This is a genomic window from Candidatus Epulonipiscium viviparus (genome assembly GCF_030708075.1).
GTDB lineage: Bacteria > Bacillota > Clostridia > Lachnospirales > Cellulosilyticaceae > Epulonipiscioides > Epulonipiscioides viviparus.
Genome location: NZ_CP117982.1, coordinates 992,221 through 1,014,588, shown reverse-complemented (window position 1 = coordinate 1,014,588; position 22,368 = coordinate 992,221). Strand labels below are relative to the sequence as shown.

At 37.1% G+C, this 22,368-nt stretch carries 20 protein-coding genes; 14 read left to right on the top strand and 6 right to left on the bottom strand.

From position 1 onward, the window contains the following. The first annotated feature begins 2 nt into the window (after positions 1-2). From PCY70_RS04025 to PCY70_RS04010, 4 genes are all read left to right on the top strand, one after another. A complete protein-coding gene (locus PCY70_RS04025) occupies positions 3-887 on the top strand; it encodes a DnaJ domain-containing protein (protein WP_305768538.1) in 885 nt (294 codons plus the stop codon). Positions 888-890: 3 nt separating this feature from the next. Further along, positions 891-1,568 carry a Na+/H+ antiporter NhaC family protein gene (locus PCY70_RS04020; protein WP_305768537.1) on the top strand — a complete coding sequence of 226 codons (678 nt, stop codon included), beginning with the start codon at positions 891-893 and terminating at the stop codon, positions 1,566-1,568. Then, positions 1,474-2,418: a Na+/H+ antiporter NhaC family protein gene (locus PCY70_RS04015; RefSeq protein ID WP_323132696.1), complete on the top strand. Its 945-nt coding sequence runs from the start codon at positions 1,474-1,476 to the stop codon at positions 2,416-2,418. Before PCY70_RS04020 ends, PCY70_RS04015 begins: the two co-directional genes overlap by 95 nt. 117 nt (positions 2,419-2,535) lie before the next feature. After that, on the top strand, positions 2,536-3,009 hold the full coding sequence (locus PCY70_RS04010) for a pyridoxamine 5'-phosphate oxidase family protein (protein ID WP_305768535.1): 474 nt from the start codon (positions 2,536-2,538) through the stop codon (positions 3,007-3,009). 407 nt (positions 3,010-3,416) lie between these two features. Here the strand turns inward: PCY70_RS04010 and PCY70_RS04005 are convergent, their stop codons facing one another. The 5 genes from PCY70_RS04005 to PCY70_RS03985 all read right to left on the bottom strand — a co-directional run bounded on the left by PCY70_RS04005 (position 3,417) and on the right by PCY70_RS03985 (position 6,912). Beyond that, the gene (locus PCY70_RS04005) at positions 3,417-3,623 is read right to left on the bottom strand and encodes a hypothetical protein (RefSeq protein WP_305768533.1); all 207 of its coding nucleotides are present in this window, start codon (positions 3,621-3,623) and stop codon (positions 3,417-3,419) included. A gap of 84 nt (positions 3,624-3,707) precedes the next feature. Beyond that, positions 3,708-3,914 carry a hypothetical protein gene (locus PCY70_RS04000; protein WP_305768534.1) on the bottom strand — a complete coding sequence of 69 codons (207 nt, stop codon included), beginning with the start codon at positions 3,912-3,914 and terminating at the stop codon, positions 3,708-3,710. Positions 3,915-3,998: 84 nt separating this feature from the next. After that, the gene (locus PCY70_RS03995) at positions 3,999-4,205 is read right to left on the bottom strand and encodes a hypothetical protein (RefSeq protein WP_305768533.1); all 207 of its coding nucleotides are present in this window, start codon (positions 4,203-4,205) and stop codon (positions 3,999-4,001) included. Positions 4,206-4,254: 49 nt separating this feature from the next. Then, the gene (gene rsmI, locus PCY70_RS03990; protein ID WP_305768532.1) at positions 4,255-5,088 is read right to left on the bottom strand and encodes a 16S rRNA (cytidine(1402)-2'-O)-methyltransferase; all 834 of its coding nucleotides are present in this window, start codon (positions 5,086-5,088) and stop codon (positions 4,255-4,257) included. Between the two features lie 78 nt (positions 5,089-5,166). Continuing rightward, positions 5,167-6,912, bottom strand: a complete 1,746-nt coding sequence (locus tag PCY70_RS03985) for a MutS-related protein (RefSeq protein ID WP_029487885.1) — start codon at positions 6,910-6,912, stop codon at positions 5,167-5,169. A 151-nt stretch (positions 6,913-7,063) separates the two neighbouring features. Between PCY70_RS03985 and PCY70_RS03980 the strand changes: the two genes are divergently transcribed. Beyond that, a complete protein-coding gene (locus tag PCY70_RS03980; protein ID WP_305768531.1) occupies positions 7,064-7,774 on the top strand; it encodes a tRNA threonylcarbamoyladenosine dehydratase in 711 nt (236 codons plus the stop codon). Here PCY70_RS03980 and PCY70_RS03975 read toward each other — a convergent pair. Then, positions 7,771-8,472, bottom strand: a complete 702-nt coding sequence (locus PCY70_RS03975; protein WP_305768530.1) for a GntR family transcriptional regulator — start codon at positions 8,470-8,472, stop codon at positions 7,771-7,773. The genes PCY70_RS03980 and PCY70_RS03975 overlap by 4 nt on opposite strands. 200 nt (positions 8,473-8,672) lie before the next feature. Here PCY70_RS03975 and uxuA point away from each other — a divergent pair, with 200 nt between their 5' ends. The 9 genes from uxuA (at position 8,673) to PCY70_RS03930 (ending at position 22,340) form a co-directional block, all read left to right on the top strand. Further along, complete coding sequence (uxuA, locus tag PCY70_RS03970) at positions 8,673-9,713, top strand: mannonate dehydratase (RefSeq protein ID WP_305768529.1); 1,041 nt, start codon at positions 8,673-8,675, stop codon at positions 9,711-9,713. A gap of 3 nt (positions 9,714-9,716) precedes the next feature. Beyond that, positions 9,717-10,718: a Gfo/Idh/MocA family protein gene (locus tag PCY70_RS03965; RefSeq protein ID WP_305768528.1), complete on the top strand. Its 1,002-nt coding sequence runs from the start codon at positions 9,717-9,719 to the stop codon at positions 10,716-10,718. Between the two features lie 3 nt (positions 10,719-10,721). Further along, positions 10,722-12,119 (top strand): glucuronate isomerase, encoded by a 1,398-nt coding sequence (gene uxaC / locus PCY70_RS03960; RefSeq protein ID WP_305768527.1) that lies wholly within the window; start codon positions 10,722-10,724, stop codon positions 12,117-12,119. Between the two features lie 4 nt (positions 12,120-12,123). Then, complete coding sequence (locus PCY70_RS03955; RefSeq protein ID WP_305768526.1) at positions 12,124-13,710, top strand: mannitol dehydrogenase family protein; 1,587 nt, start codon at positions 12,124-12,126, stop codon at positions 13,708-13,710. Between the two features lie 112 nt (positions 13,711-13,822). Next, a complete protein-coding gene (locus tag PCY70_RS03950) occupies positions 13,823-14,656 on the top strand; it encodes a response regulator transcription factor (protein WP_044149350.1) in 834 nt (277 codons plus the stop codon). Positions 14,657-14,668: 12 nt separating this feature from the next. After that, the gene (locus PCY70_RS03945; RefSeq protein WP_305768525.1) at positions 14,669-16,360 is read left to right on the top strand and encodes a sensor histidine kinase; all 1,692 of its coding nucleotides are present in this window, start codon (positions 14,669-14,671) and stop codon (positions 16,358-16,360) included. Positions 16,361-16,477: 117 nt separating this feature from the next. After that, entirely contained in the window at positions 16,478-17,752 is a 1,275-nt protein-coding gene (locus PCY70_RS03940) for a hypothetical protein (RefSeq protein ID WP_305768524.1), read from the top strand. A 115-nt stretch (positions 17,753-17,867) separates the two neighbouring features. After that, positions 17,868-20,267, top strand: a complete 2,400-nt coding sequence (locus PCY70_RS03935; RefSeq protein ID WP_305768523.1) for a hypothetical protein — start codon at positions 17,868-17,870, stop codon at positions 20,265-20,267. 54 nt (positions 20,268-20,321) lie between these two features. Then, positions 20,322-22,340, top strand: coding sequence for a hypothetical protein (locus PCY70_RS03930; protein ID WP_305768522.1), 2,019 nt, complete (start codon positions 20,322-20,324; stop codon positions 22,338-22,340). Positions 22,341-22,368: the final 28 nt, after the last annotated feature.

Genomic DNA, 22,368 nt, shown 5'->3' with positions numbered 1-22,368 from the left:
CGATGGAGTTTATTATAGGATTATTATTTAATATAGGAGTGGGTGTTTTCAATATTTTTGTGCTATTCTTTAAGGTGGTTATAGCATTTATAGGTGGGTCTGTTATAATGTACAAAAGAAAGAGTATGCTTGCCTTTGTAATAGGAGCAATTCTGATCTTTATGTATCCGTTTTTGGTGCTGTTTGCAGGTTTGTTGCCAAATAAAGTATTTAACTTGCGAAAAGAAATACGTACTCATCCAGCCTTTGTAGGAAAGAATCAATTGCTTGCCTCGGTCTTTGCATTAAGCGGAATTATAGCTAAATTCGATGGCAAAGTAACGAAAGAAGAAATTCGAAAAATTCGAGTTTATATTGGAGATTTTTTTGGATTAAGTTCTGAAAATATAAATGAATATAAAGATGCCTTTGAATTTGGAAAAAACAATAAAGATGAATATGTAGAGTTTGCAAGCTTTATCGCCAATAACTATAATCATCTTGTGCGCAATCAACTTCTATTTATGTTAATGTTAATAGCGTCAGAAGAGGATAGAACAATAACTAGTGCAATGGAAGATTTTTTAAGGCAAATTGCTGCAACAATGGGAATCTCTGCATCAGAGTTTAAATTCCTTCAAATGCAAGCAACAGGAGAATACAGCGCTAACGCCGACTTTAATGCAGAACCGCAAGAAAATCTCATTAAAAAATATACAGCGATATTGGGTGTGTCGGCAGATGCCACCTTTGCGGAGATAAAAAAAGCCTATCGCACATTGGCTAAAGAATATCACCCAGATAATTATAAAGATAAACCAATAGACTATATTACAATGGCGGAAAATAGAATGCGTGAAATTAATGTAGCGTACGAATATTTGGAAAAAGTTAAAGGGGGACATTAAATCATGGAAGCAATAGACGTTGGGGCACTATCACTACTGCCCCCCCTTATAGCAATCGGGCTGGCACTTCTAACAAAAGAGGTAATCTCATCATTGCTAATAGGGATATTATCGGGAACATTCATATACGCATATAACACGGGCGGTGGCATTGCAGAAACCATAGATATAACAATTCGACTCAGTGCGGAAAAAATAGGTGCAAACGCCTCGATAATTATATTTCTAGCATTGCTAGGCGCATTAGTTGCGATCGTAACTATGGCTGGTGGATCAAAAGCGTATGGAGAGTGGGCAAGCAAAAAGATTACTTCCAAAAGAGGCGCGGCTCTTTCAACATCGGCTTTGGGTGCGTTGATATTTATCGACGACTACTTCAACTGCCTAACCGTAGGAACAGTAATGCGACCGGTAACAGATAAATACAAAATATCACGAGCAAAATTAGCATACATAATAGATGCAACGGCAGCTCCAATCTGTATAATAGCTCCGGTTTCGTCTTGGGCTGCGTCTGTAATAAGTCAGCTAGATGACGTCGGGCTAGATGGAATGGAAGCATTTATACAACTAATTTATACCAGTTATGTGCCTTATAATCTTTTGCACAATCTCTATGCTATATGTAGGAGGATATTTTGCAGGGGGAATGACCATTGCAGAAGGATTTGGAAACACTGACGCGGGGCTTGCGCTGGCGATAGGCAGCTTTGTGACGCTGATAGCGACTTTTATTTTGCTAATCCCTAGGCGTGTAATTACCTTTACGCAATTTATGAACGGAATATCGGTAGGAATCAAAACTATGGTTCCAGCATTTATAATTTTAACACTTGCTTGGACTATCAGCGGAGTATGCCGTGATCTTTTATCAACTGGACCATACGTAGGCGGGCTCGTAGAAAGTTCAAATATGCCACCAGCATTGCTCCCTGCCATAATTTTTGTGGTTGCAAGTGTACTAGCATTTTCTACAGGCACATCTTGGGGGACGTTTGGAATTTCACTTGCTTGGACTATCAGTGGAGTATGCCGTGATCTTTTATCAACTGGACCATACGTAGGCGGGCTCGTAGAAAGTTCAAATATGCCACCAGCATTGCTCCCTGCCATAATTTTTGTGGTTGCAAGTGTACTAGCATTTTCTACAGGCACATCTTGGGGGACGTTTGGAATTTTGATACCGATTGTCGCAGATGCATTGTCGAGCGTAGCGCCAGAATTGTTAATCGTATCGTTATCGGCAACGTTGGCAGGTGCGGTTCTTGGAGATCACATGTCACCGATTTCTGATACCACAATTTTAAGTTCAACAGGAGCTGGATGCCATCATATCGATCATGTGAGAACGCAAATTCCATACGTAATGCTAGTTGGAGCCGCATGTTTGGTAGGCTATTTAGTTGCTGGTCTAACAACCAGTTGGGTAATAAGCTTCTTAGTGGCAATCGCGGTATTGGTAGCAGCATTGATGGGACTGCATAAGATGAATGAAAAGAAAGCTATCGATGTAGCATCTAAGGTAGCATAGAATAGAACTAACCTCTGTGTGATTAAGGCATGGGGGTTTTTTGTTGTATTTATTAATAATATTACAAAAATTGGAGAAATTAAGAGTATAATAAGATGTAATGAGAAGGGAGAATTTATGAGACGATTAGATAGAGCTGTAATCGATAGAAATGAAATGTTAAAAGTGATGGACGAATGCATTTGTGCCAGAGTGGGGTTTTATGATGATGGAGAAGTATATATAGTTCCATTAAATTTTGGATACGTGGCAACAGAAGAGACAGTGACACTGTATTTTCACTCTGCAAAGAGAGGCAGAAAGATAGCGTTGATTAAAAAGTGCGATACTGTTGGATTTGAAATGGATACAGGATATTCGTTGGCGCAAAACGATATTGCATGTAAGTTCTCAAATACATTCAAAAGCATTATAGGTACGGGGGTGATCTCGTTTGTAACCGATGCTGATGAAAAGCGATTTGCACTGCGAAGGATAATGAAGCATGTAACGAACAAAGATGAATGGCAGTTTAATGATAAAGCAGTAGAGTTGGTACGTGTATTCAAGATAGAAGTAACGAAAATGACATGTAAAGCTAAGCAAAATTAAATTACAGTCTACTTAGAAATGGCACAGTCGGTAGCGACTTTTTTTCATAGTATCTTTTTCGGAAAATCCTTACTCTAAATAGAGATCCGTATGTGCCTCGAAGCTCATGTGGATCCATTTTTTGGCAGAATCAGTCCTAAACTCATTAGCATCTGATAATACCTGCCTAGATAATCAGCATACTTTTCGCAAAATCCCACTCTGGATAGAGCTCCATATGCGCCTCGAAACTCATGTGGATCCATTTTTTGGCAAATTTGCGGTTGAAAATCAATAAATTTGAAAGTTACGCTAGCATTAGAGGGTGCTAAATAAGATTTCAAACTTTTGATAAGCCACCGTAAAGGTCTGGATATTAAGCTGCTCAAGATACTACAAGGGTAGCCGATTGTATCAGCCTAATGTACTTAAAGTTGAGCATAAACATCGCGCTTAGAAATAGCCCGGTCGGTAGCGACTGTTTTTATAGCATACTTTTCGCAAAATCCCACTCTGGATAGAGCTCCATATGCGCCTCGAAACTCATGTGGATCCATTTTTTGGCAAATTTGCGGTTGAAAATCAATAAATTTGAAAGTTACGATAGCATTAGAGGGTGCTAAATAAGATTTCAAACTTTTGATAAGCCACCGTAAAGGTCTGGATATTAAGCTGCTCAAGATACTACAAGGGTAGCCGATTGTATCAGCCTAATGTACTTAAAGTTGAGCATAAACATCGCGCTTAGAAATAGCCCGGTCGGTAGCGACTGTTTTTATAGCATACTTTTCGCAAAATCCCACTCTGGATAGAGCTCCATATGCGCCTCGAAACTCATGTGGATCCATTTTTTGGCAAATTTGCGGTTGAAAATCAATAAATTTGAAAGTTACGCTAGCATTAGAGGGTGCTAAATAAGATTTCAAACTTTTGATAAGCCACCGTAAAGGCATGGATATTAAGCTGCTCGAGATACTACAAGGGTAGCCGATTGTATCAGCCTAATGTACTTAAAGTTGAGCATAAACATCGCGCTTAGAAATAGCCCGGTCGGTAGCGACTGTTTTTATAGCATACTTTTCGCAAAATCCCACTCTGGATAGAGCTCCATATGCGCCTCGAAACTCATGTGGATCCATTTTTTGGCAAATTTGCGGTTGAAAATCAATAAATTTGAAAGTTACGATAGCATTAGAGGGTGCTAAATAAGATTTCAAACTTTTGATAAGCCGCTTGAGATACTACGAGAGTAGCAGTTGTATCAACCTAATTGATTTTAAGTTGAGCATAAACATCGCGCTTAGAAATAGCTCGGTCGGTAGCGACTTTTTTCATGGCATCTTTTTCGGAAAATCCTTGCTTCAAATAGAGATCCATATGTGCCTCAAAGCTCATGTTGATCCATTTTTTGGCAGAATCAGCCTTAAGCTCATTGGCATCTTTGCCCTCGATAATAACAACGAACTCACCTTTAGGAGTAGTAGATTCGAATTCAACAATAGCATCAGATATTGTTGAGTGTATTAGTGTTTCAAATTTTTTTGTAAGCTCCCGTGCAAGCGTGATATTGCGATTGCCAAGATGCTCCAAAAGAAGCGATAGTGTCTTTGTAATTCTATGTGGAGATTCGTATAAAATAATCGTACGAGTTTCGTTCACAAGCGATTCAATGACAGCTAATCGTTCTTTTTTATCAGATGGTAAGAAACCTTCAAATACAAATCGACGTGTAGACTTTCCGGATAAAATGAGTGCAACAACAAAAGCTACAGGTCCAGGAGTTGCAGTAACTGAAATGCCTTCTGCAGCACAAGCTCGTACCAAATCTTCGCCAGGGTCTGATATTCCCGGAGTCCCGGCATCTGTTACTAGGGCAATAGATTTCCCTTCGCGTAGTTGCCGTAAAATAGAGGCGGTCTTCGAATTCTTGTTGTGTTCATGATAACTTTCGAGTCTAGCGGTAATGTTATAATGATTTAGTAGTCTGATAGAAACTCGAGTATCCTCGCAGAGAATCAGATCTGATTCTTTTAATATTTCTAAAGTTCTAAGTGATATATCAGCTAAATTCCCGATTGGTGTTGCGCATAATGTTAGCATAAATTTTCCTTTGTATATTTGATATATATGTGTGTGTAATAGCAGTAAATGGGCTGATGCGCAAGAGATAATACGACATTATTCATACATTACAATGCCTATCATTTCAAGTAAGTATCTAGCATTGGTTTTTGTGCTAACACCATGTTTAAGTTTATAATCGAAAAACATTTGCTGATTATCAAAAAAGTCTTCAAAGTGGTAATTTTTTATGCCATCGAGCTGATCTAACGTACACATTTCAAGATCATGAGTAGTAATCAATCCGATGGCGCCATTGTTTTTGAGAGATCTGATAACCCCTTTAGCGCCGTTGATCCGGTCTTTAGAATTGGTGCCTCTAAATATTTCGTCTATAAGAAAAAATAGTGGCTTTGTGGATTGTAGAGCATTTAAAATAAGCTTGATGCGCTTAATTTCTGCATGAAACGACGACGTGTGCTCACCAAGATTATCATTGATGCGCATAGAAGTGTGAATATTAAATTCGCCGCAGTGAAAATTTTTTGCAGTGACGCCCGCACCTGCATAAGCTAAGACCAGATTGATGCCAATGGTTCGCAAAAACGTAGTTTTACCAGACATATTAGATCCTGTAATGATTAATACTTCATCATTCATCTTAAAAGTATTTGCAACGCGTGTTTGTGCCGAAATGAGAGGATGTCCTAACGCTTCTGCTCGAATTATTTTTGTTGCAGTTACTTGAGGAAAGATAGTCTGATCAGTTAAATTTAGCGTTGTCAAACTAGCGAGTGCTTCAACCTCGGCCAAAAAGGATATGGCTTGTCTAAGATTGCCACTGTATTGCTGTTGCCATTGTAGACACAGATGTGTGATCCAAAAATCCCACATGAATATACCATTTAGCGGCAAAGCTAACAATGGTTGTCGTGTGACACTTGCTAAAGAAGAGATTTTCTCCAGCTGTTTTAACGAATCAATCGCATTAAAAATATCGCTTGATTTATATGAAAGATAAGAAGAAGTAAAGCTTTTTGATGCCGCAACAGACAGCGCGTTAAGGTAAGGCTCAATTTGATATGACGCACTTTGAATTAACGCAACATTGGCTTTATTTTTATCAAGCAAGTATAAACCTATATTAATAATAACTAAAATTACTGCCGCTATAGTAAAAAAATTGCCTAAAAATAGCATTATAATAATCGCATAAGGAGTAGTTTTCATCAGCAAATTGACTAAATTAGACTCAAAAATCTTGATATTTTCTATATTAAGCCAAAATTCTGGATTCTTTCTAATCTCGGATTTTTCACCTAGGGCAACTTGTAAATCGATCAAAAAATCTATATCGTAGGTAAGCTCATTGACCGCCTTTTGCCTACTTTCAGAAACTTTAATGTCGCTCTGATGCAACAAAAAATCTGCTAATTTAATTCTGCCCATAAAACTCTTGCAAATGCTAATCTTCTGAAATAGCGAAGCTGGGCCAACGATATCCAAATCAAAAGCATATGGATGGTTGGCATCTGCAAGATCGACACCGGTATCGATAAAGTTCTTCCATTCATCTCCGATGCGCCGAATATAGTCTTGATTAATTGCTTGAGTGATTTGAGCAACACGAAGCTTTTTCTTAGTGTAAACATGCAAAACTACTTCTATAGCAAATGTAAATGATAAAGCAGTCGCAAGAACAGCAGAGGTAAAGGCAGCGCTTTTAATATAAAAATAAAGACACAATAAAAACCCTATAACTGTAAAAAGTCGCAAAGTCACAAATTGATTGCTTCTATTAGTTAAAAATATTTCTTCTTGACGTGCTTTATATATACGCACATTAAAATCATCAATTGACATAAGCCACCTCCACTGTTTTTATTACCATTATAATGGGTTTTTTAGAAAAAGAAAGGGGGTAAATGAAATTTTTTTTTTTATACCTAGTAGTTTGGCATTGCGTATTATATGATTGATAGTAGCAAAAATTATAGTAAAGGAAGTTATATTTATGATAGATACATTTTCAAGAACTCAGATGCTACTAGGAGAAGATGCGATGGAGCGCCTCAAATCTAAAACGGTCGCGATATTTGGAGTGGGAGGAGTGGGTTCATATACTGCAGAAGCACTGGGGAGAACGGGTGTGGGCAGGCTAATTTTAATAGATAACGACAATATTGCAAGGTCCAATATCAATCGACAAATCCATGCAACGCAAAAAACTGTGGGCTACGCTAAGGTAGACATAATGAAAGAGCGCCTACTCGAAATCAATCCCGAGATAAAAGTGACCGCATACAAAGAGCTCTACACCGAGGCGTCGGCAGCAGAACTGTTGCTAGATAGCTATGATTACGTGGTAGATGCGATAGACATGGTAACTGCAAAGATAGACCTAATTGTGAGATGCGTAGAAAGAGAAATAGCAATAGTGAGTGCGATGGGCGCTGCAAACAAGCTGGATCCAACAAAGCTTACAGTTGCAGATATTTACAAAACGTCGATGTGCCCTCTTGCTAAGGTGATGCGCCATGAGCTTCGCAAACGGGGTGTCAAAAAGTTAGATGTGGTATATTCAACAGAGCCGCCAATCACGCCAGCAATGTGTCCGAATGGTGAAACAAAAGGGAGACAAACTCCAGGATCCGTAGCATTTGTGCCGTCTGTATCTGGATTAATTTTGGCTTCTATAGTGGTACGCAACCTGGTAGCGAATTAGTATGCCGTCTTAATAAAATATTCAGGAGTGCTCTCTAGTAGTTGCTCAAATCTCGTGATACCCGAAAAAATATGCTCTTTATAAATGATTTTGATGGCATCGAGATCTTTTTCTTTAATATGCTGCAAAATAGCTGCATGCTCTAGATACAATTTTTCGAGAGTAAGATCTGTGTTAAGACGTGCAGAAACGACACGAAAGCGACTGTAGTCAGGAAGCAGGTTAATAAAAAATTTCCATAAATCAGGTCTATTAGAAAATCTGCAAAGAGTCTCATGAAATAGATTGTCTAGCTTATAAAACTCTATTGCACGATCCTCAATGGAAGCTTTGGATTTGTAAATTAGATCAGATTGCTCTGCGATAATTAATGAAAGATGTATAATTGTATCGGCAGTAAATAGCGAAAGACTTTCTTCCAAGATGCCGATCTCCACTTTTTCGCGTATAAACATAAGATCCAAAATTTTACGCAAATTGATGGGGCTGATCTGAGTCCCCTTATTTTTAATAATATTGATAAGTCCATCATACTCGAGGCGTTTAAACACTTCGCGAATGGGAGTTCGAGAGATATTAAAGCGTTTAGAAATTTCGATTTCGCCAATAAAGGTGCCGGGTTCTAGCTCCAAATTAATAATCTCATCTTTAAGTATTTGATAAATGCCTGCTGTCGATAAATAAGGATTTGCTGCCATATGATTTTCCTCCTAAAACGTTTCTAACATTATATCATCGATTGCAAGGTTAATAGCGGAATGAGCGATTTGCGTGTATACATGCTCGAGTGTAAATATGTAGGGAAAATAGTGTATAAAATTTTAAAGCTGAGACTTGTATACAATGGAATTTATTGCTATAATGTAATTATACAAATTAATTAAGGGAGGTTCAGCCTATGAAAATGACTTTTAGATGGTATGGAGAAGATGATAGAGTCACCTTGGACAAAATTAAACAAATCCCCAATATGAGTGGTGTGGTAACAGCAGTTTACACTGCAAAAGTTGGTGAAGTGTGGCCTACAGAAGATATCTTAAGATTGAAAAAGTTGGTTGTTAGAAGCGGTCTAGAAATGGAAGTTATAGAAAGCGTTCCAGTTCACGAAGACATAAAGTTGAAGCGCGGAGATTATAAAAGGTATATTGCAAACTATAAAGAAAATATTAGGAGATTGGCAAATGCGGGAATTAAGGTGATTTGCTACAACTTTATGCCTGTATTTGATTGGACTAGAAGTCAGCTAGATAAAGAGCTTGCCGATGGATCTAATGCACTAGTTTTCTATGAAGAACAAGTGGCAAAGATGGACCCGATAGCAGGAAATTTGGCATTGCCAGGCTGGGATTCTAGCTATTCCAAAGATGAGATGGCGGAGCTGATTGCTGCGTACAAAGAACTGGGAGAAGATGGGCTTTGGGAGAACATGGAATACTTCTTAAAGGAAATCATCCCCGTTGCTGCCGAGTGTGATGTTAAAATGGCGATTCATCAGGATGACCCCCCTTGGCCTATTTTTGGAATTCCACGAATAATCACAAACGAAGCCAACATCGACAGATTCCTAAGTATTGTTGATAGCAAATATAATGGACTCACGTTGTGTAGCGGTTCGTTAGGATGCTCTCCAGAAAATGATTATATCAAGATGGTCAGAAAGTATGGCGCGATGGATCGCATTCACTTTGCGCATCTGCGTAATGTAAAATTACTAAACAATGGATTTGAAGAGTCCGCGCATTACAGCCCTTGCGGTTCGCTAGATTTTGTAGAGATTCTAAAAGCCTATCATGACGTAGGTTATAACGGGTATATCAGACCAGACCATGGGAGAATGATTTGGGGCGAAACTGGACGTCCGGGATATGGGCTATTTGATCGAGCTTTAGGTGCTATGTATATAACAGGTATATGGGAAACGCTTTGTAAAGTGAGGTGACATATGTTAAAAATTGGAATTATTGGAATCGGAACTGTAGCGCAAGTACATTTTAAAGCAATGGAGGAAATTGCGAGCGGCAAAATTGTTGCGATATGCGATATTGATGCTGCAAAGATGGAATCGTTTGAGAACGTTGCAAAGTATACTGATATGGACCAGATGCTAGCCAAAGAAGAGCTAGATGTAGTTCACATTTGCTTGCCGCATCATCTACATGTGCCAACTGTAAAAAAGTTTTCTAAAGCAGGAGTGAACGTGTTCGAAGAAAAGCCTGTTGGAATAAATTCTGCCGAGGTTGCGGAGTTGTTTGGGCTTGAACAAAAATATGGCGTTAAAATTGGAGTTTGCTTTCAAAATCGTCTAAACAATACAACAATTAAGTTGAGAGAGATCGTAAAATCAGAAGAGTATGGCAAAGTTTTGGGTGCAAAAGGAATGGTAACTTGGGATAGAAAAATGGGTTATTACAACCAATCTAAATGGCGCGGAACTTTGGCAGAGGCCGGCGGCGGAGTCATGCTAAATCAAAGCATTCACACTATCGATTTGCTAAGTTTTATTGTAGACGATTTTAGTGATGTATTCGCAAAGACTGCAAACCTCACGTTGCCCGAAGTAGAAATAGAAGACTCGGTAATGGCAAGTCTAACGTACAAAAATATCGATGCGAACGCAATCTTCTTTGCAACAGTGGGGTATTGCGCAAACTCAAGCGTAGAAATAGAAGTGGTGTGCGAAAAGGCTACATTTAAGATGGAAGACGGTGCGCTATATAAGCTGGTAGAAGATACCAAAGAGCTGATTTGTGAAAATGTAAAAGCAACAGGCACAAAACACTACTACGGCGCTGCTCATAAAATTTGCATAGAAGGATTTTATCAAGCAATTCTAAACGATACCGACAATTACGCAACTGTTGAGAGTGCGGCAAACAGCATAGCGATTATCGATGCAATCAACTTATCAAGCAATACTAACAAAAAGGTGACTATTGGAGGATAGAGTATGAAAAAGTTTATGGATGACAATTTTTTATTAGCTGGTGAAGTTGCACAGTGGCTTTATCATGATGTTGCAAAGGCAATGCCGATTTATGATTATCACAATCACTTATCTGCAAAGGAAATTTATGAAAATCGAAAATATGATAGCATTACGCAAGTGTGGTTGGGTGGAGATCATTACAAATGGAGAATTCTAAGGTCCAATGGCTACGATGAATCTTATGCAACTGGTGATAAAGCACCATATGAAAAATTTTTAGCATTTGCGAAGACTATGCCATATGTTATAGGAAATCCGATGTATCACTGGACGCATCTGGAATTGCAGCGATTTTTTAATATATATGAAACTCTATCGGAAAAGACTGCCCAAGAAATCTACGACAAATGTAATGCAATGTTGCAACAAGATGAGTTTAAAGTTAGAAGCCTCATCGAGCGTAGTAATGTAAAAGTGATGTGTACAACTGATGATCCCAAAGATGATTTGCAGTATCACAAGCTGTTAAGAGAGGAAAATCTCGATTTTAGAGTATTGCCAACATTTAGGCCAGACAGCTTGGTAAACGCAGAAAAAACGTTCTTCCTTCCTTATATAGATGCGGTAAGAGCGATGGGATACACAATGGAGAGCATTGCAGATGTCGCGAAATTTTTGGAAGATAGAATAAATTATTTTCATGAAGTGGGTTGTAGATTGTCTGACCACGGAATGGATGTAGTGATGTATGAGTTTGCAGAGGCAGAAGAGGTTGATGCTATATTTAAGAAAGCGATTTCAGGAGGAGAACTGTCTGCATGCGAGCTTGCAAAATATAAAGGATATATCTGGAAATTTGTAGGGCAAGAGTATGCTAAGAGGGGCTGGGTAATGCAGTTACACATCGGGGCGCTTCGCAATAATTCTGCAAGGATGCTAACAAAGTTAGGACCAGACACTGGATTTGACTCTATTGCTGACAGTCCTGTTGCCGCGCCGTTGTCAAAATTGCTAGATGCATTAGACACAACAGATAGCTTGCCAAAAACCATATTATATTGTTTAAATCCAGCAGATAATGCGGTATTAGCTGCGATGCTAGGCAATTTTCAAGGTGGAGGCGTCGTGGGCAAAATCCAGTTTGGATCAGGCTGGTGGTTTATGGATACCAAAAATGGGATGATCAATCAGATGAGAAGCCTTGCCGATATGGGTCTGTTATCTAGATTTGTGGGAATGCTTACCGATTCCAGAAGCTTTTTATCATTTCCTCGCCATGAATATTTTAGGAGAATCTTATGCAATGAAATTGGCAAGCTGGTTGAAAACGGTGAGTATCCATATGATAAAGACGTGCTAAAAGAAATCGTAGAGGGCATTTGCTTTAACAATATCAACAACTATATTGCAAAGGAGTAATTTTATGAAATTGAAACTAGCAACTTCTAAAGTTTTGTGGGAACAAGTGGGAGTTAAAACTCCTCGTTACGATATTAAAAAGATGGCAGAAAATACTGTCGCAAGCCCTAAGTGGGTGCATTTCGGTGCCGGAAATATTTTTAGAGGATACATCGCGGCCATAGCAAACGATTTGTTAAATAAGGGATTGGTTCATACAGGAATTATAGCCGTAGAAACATTCGATTTCGATATAATTGATAAAATATACGAACCATACGATAACCTAGCGTTGCTGGTGAGGCTAAATCCAACAGGTGTGTTAGAGAAAGAAATAATTGCCAGCATTGCAACAGGAATAAAGGGCAATGCGGCGTATGCGGACTACGCAATATTAAAGAAAGCATTCAAAAATCCTTCGCTACAAATGGCAAGCTTTACAATTACAGAAAAGGGATACGCGCTGGCAGATGCCCATGGAGTATATTTTGGAGAAGTGGCAACAGACATTACAAACGGGCCAGCTAAATGTAATCATGCAATAAGCGTGGTATGTAGTTTATTGTTAGACAGATTTAATACAAATGCTGCACCGATTGCATTAGTGTCAATGGACAACTGTGCAGGAAACGGTGACAAGCTAAAGAGTGCAGTATTGACAATTGCCAATGAATGGTATAAGCATAATTTTGTGCCGAAAGAATTTATCCAATATCTAGAAGACGAATCCGTCGTGGCATTTCCGATTAGTATGATAGATAAGATTACGCCAAGACCGGCAGCAGAAGTAGAAGCCGAGCTAAATAAAATAGGCATAGAAAATATTCAAGCAATAACCACAAGCAAAGGAACATTTATAGCGCCATTTGTAAACGCAGAAGTGGCGGAATATCTCGTCATAGAAGATAAATTTCCGAATGGCAAGCCTCCTCTAGAAAAGGCAGGTGTGTATATAACAGACAAAGCGACAGTGGCAAAAGTAGAAACGATGAAAGTAACCACTTGCTTAAACCCGTTGCATACGGCTCTCGCTGTATATGGCGTAGTGTTAGGATACAACCGCATATATATGGAGATGCAAGATGAGCAGCTAAAAACTTTGGTCAAAAAAATCGGTGAAGAAGGAATGAAAGTTGTCGTAAATCCGGAAATCATAGAGCCAAAGCAATTTTTAGCAGAAGTGTTTGAGCGATTAAGCAATCCATTTATTCCAGATGACCCAGCTCGTATAGCGACAGATACATCTCAAAAAGTTGGAATACGTTTTGGAGAAACTATCAAAGCATATGTAAAAGTTGATCAAGCACAAGAGCTAACATTTATTCCGCTAGCAATAGCAGGATGGCTGAGATATCTAATAGCAGTAGACGATGACGGCGCAGAAATATCCTTAAGTTCAGATCCAATGTTGGATGAGCTAAGAGCATCGTTAGCAGCAGTAAAATTGGGCAAAGAATATAAAGGTGAAGCAGCCAAGATTCTAGCAAACGAAAAGATATTCGGCATAGACTTAACCAAAATAGGACTTGCTGCAAAGATAGAAAGTATGTTTGTAGAGATGATAGCAGGAGAAGGCGCTGTAAGAGCAACATTAAAAAAATATTGTATATAAAAGTCAGGGGGGGCGATAAATTGTCGGTCCCTCTTTTTTTGCTTGTGGTAGTCTTTTTAAAAAGACTGGTATATAATGAAATTGTGTTTAAAAAAGATATGGAGGGGTAACTATGTTTAAAGTTGTGATAGCAGATGATGAGCGCATTATTCGTATGGGACTTAAAAGTTTGAGATGGGATAATTACAATATGGAAATTGTGGGAGAAGCCAAAAACGGTTTAGAAGCAATAGAGCTTATTGACTCGTTAAAATTTGATATTTTGATATCAGACATAAAGATGCCAGGTAAAACAGGTTTGGAGATTGCAAAGTACTTAAAGGAAATAAAATCCAATATAAAGATCATTTTGTTAAGCGGATATGGTGAATTTGAATACGCAAAAGAAGCATTGGCTTTGGGCGTTTTTGATTATATTTTAAAACCATCAACTCCAGCAGAAATACTAGATACAGCAGCGAGGGCAAGAGATGAACTGATAAAAGAATCAAAGGAAAAAGAGTATGTGGAAGAAATGGAACAAAAGATAACTGACTATCAAAATATTGTAGGTGCAAAGATAGCAATTAACAATGACAAAAACCAGGATATCAAAAAAATATTAGAGTATATTTACAGCAATTATGAAAAAGAGCTTACATTGCAAGTGTTGGCGGATCAGCATCATTTTACTAGTGTGTACTTGAGTTCATATATAAAAAAGAATACGGGGCATACTTTTTTAGAGATACTTACATCGGTGCGAATGTATCATGCTGCCAAATTATTGAAGACAACAAATCTCAAAAATATCGATATTGCTAATAGAGTAGGAATTTTGGATAGCAGATATTTTAGCCAGGTTTTCAAAAAATATCATGGGCAAACTCCTAATGAGTACCGCAAAGATAAATGTATAAAAAACCTGTCTTTAAGTAATTATTTGTCTAATATTAAAGAATCTTAAAGGAAGTGAAAAATGAAAACAATGGGTAATAGACTTTCGTTTGAAAAAAAGCTAATTTTAGCGGTAATCTTATCGATCCTTATGCCTATAATTATAAGCATAATTCTTATGTATAGCATCTGGGAAAATACATTATATCAAAAAAGTAATGAGTATTTAAAGTATGTGGCAGATAATACAGTGTTAAAGATCGATAAAAATATATTGGAAATGGAAAATGTTGCCATATATTTATGTGAAAGCAATACGCTTAATAGGTATTTGGAAGAGGTAACTCTAGCAAATAGAGACAAAACTATCAAGTTGCTTAAAGACTATGCGATAACAAAAGAAGAGATAGATGCGATATATCTAATTGCGGAAAATATAACGACAGCGGATTTTGTAAAAGATAATAGCAACTATAATAATAATTTAAATGTTAGAGAAAGTTATGGAAAACTCAAAGAAGGTTGGTATATTAAGCAAAATACACTGCTCTATATTAAAGATGTGGGAGAAAAGAAAGGGAAGCTGATTATAGAGATTAACGAAAGTTGGTTTAATGATATATTAAGAGATATACACTATAAGCAGGCAAAGGAAGTATACTTGGTTAATGATTTGGGGCAGCTAATTGCAAGTAAAGAAGAAGAGTCGACGGGTCAGATTATTTCTATTGAGTACCATAACTTTCTAGACAAACAAAGTTCTGTCTATGAAAATATTGTTCGTTCGGAAGACTATATCGTGTTTGTGAGTGAACCGCTATATAATGGGTGGAAGCTAATATTTTCGACGCCCAGAAATGAGTATCTAAGCGACGTGTTAACATTTCAATACCAAATGACTGTATGCATCTTGATTATTGCTATTGCGGGGTTGGTTATTATTGTAGGCGTATCAAAGCAGTTAACGAGACCTTTGCGAGACTTAGCAAATGAAATGTATAAGGTGGGGCAAGGAAACTTAGATAGTCACTTAGAAATACGCACTCAAGATGAGATTGCAATGCTAAATCATACGTTTAATCAGATGGTATGGGATATGAAGCAATTAATAGAAAGTGAGTATGAGCAAAAGGTACTAAAGCAAAATGCAGAAATACGATCGCTACAAATGCAAATAAACCCCCATTTTTTATATAACACATTAGAAACAATAAATTGGCTCTCAAGAATGCGCGGAATGGACGATGTTGGAGATATTACGGCATCGCTGGGCAGATTGATGCGGTATTCGCTTTCCAAAAAAAAGTATGTTCAGATTAAAGAAGAAATTCAAAACCTAATAGATTATGTGGAAATCCAAGAAGTTAGATATGGAGATAAAGTTTCTGTGATATTTGAAGTAGATGAGGAGTTGGATTTTTTTTACATACCAAAGTTGCTAATTCAGCCTATGGTAGAAAATGCCATTGTGCATGGAATAGAAGGCAAAGTGGAGCCGAGTATGATTTGGGTGCGAGTAAAAAAAGTGGGGCAAGATATAGATATAGAGATAGAAGACGATGGGGTGGGAATTAAGTCGGAAATTTTAGATAAAATTCTGGCAAATAAAGACACAAAAACCGCTGGGCATAGCTCGATAGGAATGATGAATGTAAACAGACGGATTCAGATGTTATATGGAAAGGAATATGGAATGCAAATAGAGAGCACAGAGGGAAAAGGGACCAAAATTACATTGCACATAAAAAAGATCGTGGATGCCGAAATTATATAAGAGGCTTGCAAATGTAAAAAGCCAATACATATGTACAATTTCTTTTATGGGACTAATTCTAATTTATTGTTATCCTCATAAAATAATAATATCGTATAAGTTTAAGGAGGTACATATATGTCATGTTATTTTAGAAATGTCCTACGCGGATTTGTGCCTGAAGATACTAAAGTGGAGCTAACAGAAACAGCGATAGATACTACAGATTTTTTGATCTCAGATGTTGATGACGATGATCAACCTGAAATTATTATGTTAATTAGATACAATAAGAAAACCTATCTAACAATGCTAGATAGAAAAAATTTTAAATGGAGCGTGTGTTTCTATCACGAAATAGATGCGACTACGGAGCAATTAGAATTTTTGACTATAATAGATATTGAGATTAATATTTCGAACTTGGCTACCATTGAGATAAAAGATCTGTTTAACAAAGAGGTATTAAACTGCGTTGCCATTGTTGATGAGGTAAGATATGAGTTACAGTGTAAACTAAAATTTGAAAGCATTGAAATTGTTGCAAACGAAGAATATAGAGAAGAAGAAATAGAAGAAATAGAAGAGTTTATCTATCAGGCATATGAAGAGGAAATTGCCGTTGTAAACCCTATTACAGAGGGACTAATTATAACGCCAACGCCGGTGGTCTATAAAAATAAAGCAGTGTTGGATGATTATGATGTTGTAATTGATGAAAAAGAGCTTTTGGGTAACAAGAGTTATCCTACGCATATGGCTAAATTGGTAGGAAGAACTGCAGCGATTGGACCTGCGTTTTATACATCTTTATGTATTTTTATAGAAGATCTTGTCGAAAAAACTTCCATCAAGTTTGATTTGCCTATATCAAGTGGTACCAATCCAGAATTAGAACTCATAGAATTTACAAACCAAGATTTAGTTATAGCCCAAAATATTGAATATATAGTAGTTAAAGTTGGTACGGACATAGTGGGAACAGATGTTTTAAATACTTTTATATATACATTTGACAGAGGCGATCTGCAGATGCATTTTAGCTCGGAGTATTTTGAGTATCAATTTGGTGGAAGACTGATATTGCGAGAAAATTATGAAGCAGTGATACAACTTAGAAATGGCAATTTTTTTGAATGGAATTTGGAGCAGCCAGAGTATGTAAATGTAATATATGATGACGAAGGAATATTGCGAAAAGTTTCGGGAAAAACCATGATAGTAATGAATAATTTAAAATTTGTAGAGAACGAAATTTCTATTGATCTAATAGTAACGCAGAATATTGTGAGTCAGTATGATAACGGCTCGGCAGCTATAAAAACTGTTTTGGGATATATTGAGACAACTCTTAGATATACAAGATATGGTGAATTGCAAATGAAAGATCAGCAGTTGTATTTGTTAGAATAATAAGATCGAGAAAAAATGATTGCTATTGACAGTTTGGCCTTTTTATATGGGACTAATTCTAAAAATTTATCAGTTTCATAAGATATTATTATATCGATATTAAGGAGGCAATCAAATGGGTATAAATGAATTATTAGAACAATCTTTGCAAGGGTTTGTACCAGAGGATGCAGAAGTGGAGTTGCTGGGAAATAGTATGAATGACGCACACTTTTTGCTATCAGATGTCGATGGAGACGGGCAGTCAGAGATCATAATACTAATGGAAAATAAAGATAGAAATTACCTAGCTGTACTGGATAAAAATAATACAGACGCGTGGACATTAACGTATGCTAGATCGATAGGAGACTCAGAAAGAAAAGAAGGGTATTGGAAAAATTTAGATGAAATAGAAGTAGTTTCTAGTGTATTAGAAAAAAACAACAAAGCATTGAGTGCAGAAAGACTGTTCTTTCACGATGATTTTTTAAACTTCATAGCTATAATAGGAAATGTTAAATATAATGCTAAAGTTAAGTTGTATCCTAATTTGTTAGTTAGTCCAGCGATACAAATTTTAAAAAATCAAATGCCAAAAGAAGCAAAGGAGCTGTCGGGATCATTAACAGATGAGTTAAAAAAGGTAGAATTGCCTCCTGATTCAGAATCAATAGTAAAAACAATCGCCGCGGAGCCGTATAATGAACCAGCAACAACAGATTTTGTGGTGAATCCACTGAATCCAGGCTATCCTGTTACACCAAACATTCCAAGACCAGACATTCCGGTAGGTCCCAATGTTACAACGCCAAATTTGCCAGTAGGGCCAAATACTTCAACACCAGAAGTGGGGGGGCCGGTAATTCCGTTGCCAAATGAAAATACACCAGTTGCACCTGTGGGAACAGTTCTTTCTGCAACGTCGCCAAGCTATGTGTTGGGTGCGCAGATGGGAGCAGATGATGTGATATTGGATCAAAAGCTGGGAAATGTAAAATCTGGATCAACATCAGAAGTAATTAAGTTGGTAGGTAGGCGCATAGGAGACGTGTCAGGGTATTGTGCGGATATGTATTTGTTTGTGGAAACTGGCCAAGGTGAACCAAGCATACGAATAAATTTACCTGTTACGGCAGGGTATAATCCATCGCTACAAGTTGGATATTTTTCGGGAGAAGCATACAAAGATATTTCTGTAAAAATAGAGCCCAACCCATATGCCGATCCAATAACTACTGGACTTTCATTTTTTGTATACTCATTTAATACGGGCAGCTTAAAAATGATTTTTAATTCGCAACAATTTAATGTTAGCTTTGGTGGAATGACATTAGTAGGCAATGGCTATGGTCAAATAATGCCTCTTAGCCAAGTATATTACGAAGACATAGATAATGCGCAGAGCTTAGTAACGATTCAGGCAATTTTGGGATTAAATAATCAGACAGTGCTAGGATACATAAATATGGCATTGAAATTTGATTATCAGGCAAATGGACTTAAAGTATATTCGCAATCTATTACTCAAGGAGTGGATCCGTTAAAAGAGCCAAATTCAATTGCAACATCACAAGAAGCAACAACAGCGGCAAATACACCAGTGACTATACCATCGAACATAAAAGTCGCTCCAGTGAGCAATGAAGAGACCATCAACGCAAACACGCCAATGACTATACCATCGGCCATAAAAGTCGCACCGCTAGGCGATGACAAAACAGAGGCAACATCAAACGGAGTAGCGGCAATCACAACAGCAAAGGAGGATATGCCAGTTGCAGAGCCAAATAAAAAACCTGGTAGTTATATAGTGGGGGCAAAGATCTCTCCAGAATATACCATCTTAGATAGCAAAGTCGGCAATATTAAGGGAGGATCACACACAGAAACTGTTTCGTTAGTGGGAAAAACCACCAGTGTAGAAAAATATTTTACGGCTTTAACATTGTTTATAGAAAGCAGCGATGCCAACACACCTACTATGCAAATTATCTTGCCATATACAACAGGATATGATCCAACTTTAGAACTTGTGAATTTTTCAGGGGAAGCATATCTGGATACTGTTGTGAAGATCGAGGCTGATCATACCGATACCAATTCAGAAATATTTATCTATTCGTTCAATACTGGAAGCTTGAGAATGATTTTTGATTCACGAGATTTTAATGTGCAGTTTATTGGTGATGTGACATATGCAGATGACTATAAGGTAAAGGTTGCGTTATCAACTGGCAAAAAATTCGTATTAGATATTAGTCAAATTAAACTCAACTTGAGTTCGATATATAGCAAAGACGGAAAACTGATAGCTCCAACTACTGGCCAGGTGCGCCCTCTAAATAAGATAGAGTTTTTGCAGTATTGGAAAGAACCTACCAAAAATTTGGTTGTAGTTCAGCCGATAACAGGGCCAAATCCGGGCGATGTAATAGGATATGTAGAAACTGTGTTTGTTTTTAATTACGAAATTAATGCCCTCGTGGTTTATGACCAAGAAGCGGTGTTAGTAGGAACCCCATTTTTAGTATAATAATATTATGAGAGGCTGTGGCAAAGGTCGCAGCTCTTTTTAGGAGGAATAAATGTGGATCATTATCTCAAAAATGCATTAAAGGGCTTTTTGCCAGATGATATAGAATTAGTCTTACTAGATCCTCAACTAGAAACAGCAGACTTCTTAGTAACGGATATTGATAACGATGGTGAATTAGAAGTAATAATGTTGCTAAGCAATGATGAGAAAAACTATATTGCTGTATTAAAAGTTAACAATTATATTTGGGCAATCGATTTTATACAAGAAGCATCAGATACAAATGAAGGGCACGCAAGATTTTTGAGCGCAATAGAAGTATCAAAAAATATAATAGAAAACGATAAAAAATACGTACATGGCAATATGCTATTTCCTGATAAAGAGAAGTTGAATTTTATAGCAATAGTAAATGATGAAAAATACGAAGTAGAAGCGGATGTTAACGATTCAATTTTTCGGGGAGGATTTTTGGAGACATATCTTGGGATAACTATACCGGCGGTGTGTGTAGACTATGTAGCTGCAGGTAATTTGGCAGAAGACGATGTGGTAATAGCAGAAGTGGCGGGGCGAGTGCGAGATGGCATATATGAGGATGTAGTCAAATTGATTGGAAAGATGTCAGATGTTTTGGAATATTACACTGAAATGTATGTGATTATAGAAAGCAATAGAGGTGAAGATGCAATCCGCTTTGATCTATATGGAGATAGGGTAGGATTTAAACCTTCGTTGGAGCTTATAAATTTTTCTGAAGAAATCTGTAAGGATATACTTATAAAAACAGATCCTGAGCCAGAAAATCTTGCAATAAAGTCAAAAGACTTGGAGTCGAATGCTATTTTGGGGGCATATGTTTATTCGTTTAATGCCGAAATGTTAAAAATGCTGTTTAATTCTCAGACATTTAATTATAGTTGCAGTGGAAAGGTAACTTACGAAAATAATTATAAGGTTAATGTAAAACTAAAAACTGGCAATAGTTTTGAGCTAGATTCTAGCAACAGTAAATATTTGCGGCAGATATATCAAAGCAACGGGCTACTAATAGGCGCAAGATTTGGTCAAGTGATGGCTGTAAATCAAATTAAATTTATACAGCATTGGAATGAAGTGACCCAAGATTTGGTAGTAATTCAGCCGATAGTTGGGATTAGTGTAAATGATGTGTTGGGATATATTATGACAGTCTTTAAGCTCAATTATCAATTTAATGGGTTATATATTGTGGACCAGCAAGTGACTCGAGGAAAAGTTGATCTAGATGAAGGAGCAGTTAACACATTAAATAATGTGCCTCTATTAGAGAATGAGAAAAACGAGACAGGCAAATGTATATCCAATGCGTCAATACCAGAAGACGCTATAATAATTGCTCAAAAAAGTGGAAATGTCGATGCTGAAATCGAGATAGAAACAGTAAAATTGGTTGGAAACATAATAAATTACAAAGTAGGCGAGGGACAAATCAAAAAATATTACAATTCGCTAAGTTTATTTATAGAAGGTGAAGAAAACGAACCTATTACTCAAATTCAGTTGCCAATACTGCAATGTGTAGACATCTCTTTAGAGTTGATTAATATTTCTTCAGAACACTATAAAGATATTGTCCTTAAGATAAATAAAGGTGTAGAAGAGATGGAGTTTTTGATTTATTCGTTTAAAAATGGAAAATATAGCCTAATATTTAATGCAAAAGATTTTAATAGACATTTTATGGGGCTTGTAACATATCAAAATTTTTATAAAATTGATATCGCTCTGTCAACAGGCAAGAGATTTAACTTTAACATAACGCAAACAGATTTGGACGTTGATGTCGTATATCATTCAGATGGAATTTTAAAGCGTGCCGCATATGGAACCGTTATGCCAGTTTCTAAAATTGAATTTATTCAAAATTGGGGAGATTTTACAAAAAAGATAGTTACAATACAACCTATAATAGGTATATATAGCATTATTGTTGTAGGATATGTGGTGACAACGTTTAGGTTTAATTCACAGATTAAAAGGCTACAAGTAGATAATCAGCAAGTTTATGCAGAAGTGGTTTCTGAGTGAGAAATATGAATTTTTAGGGACTAATTCT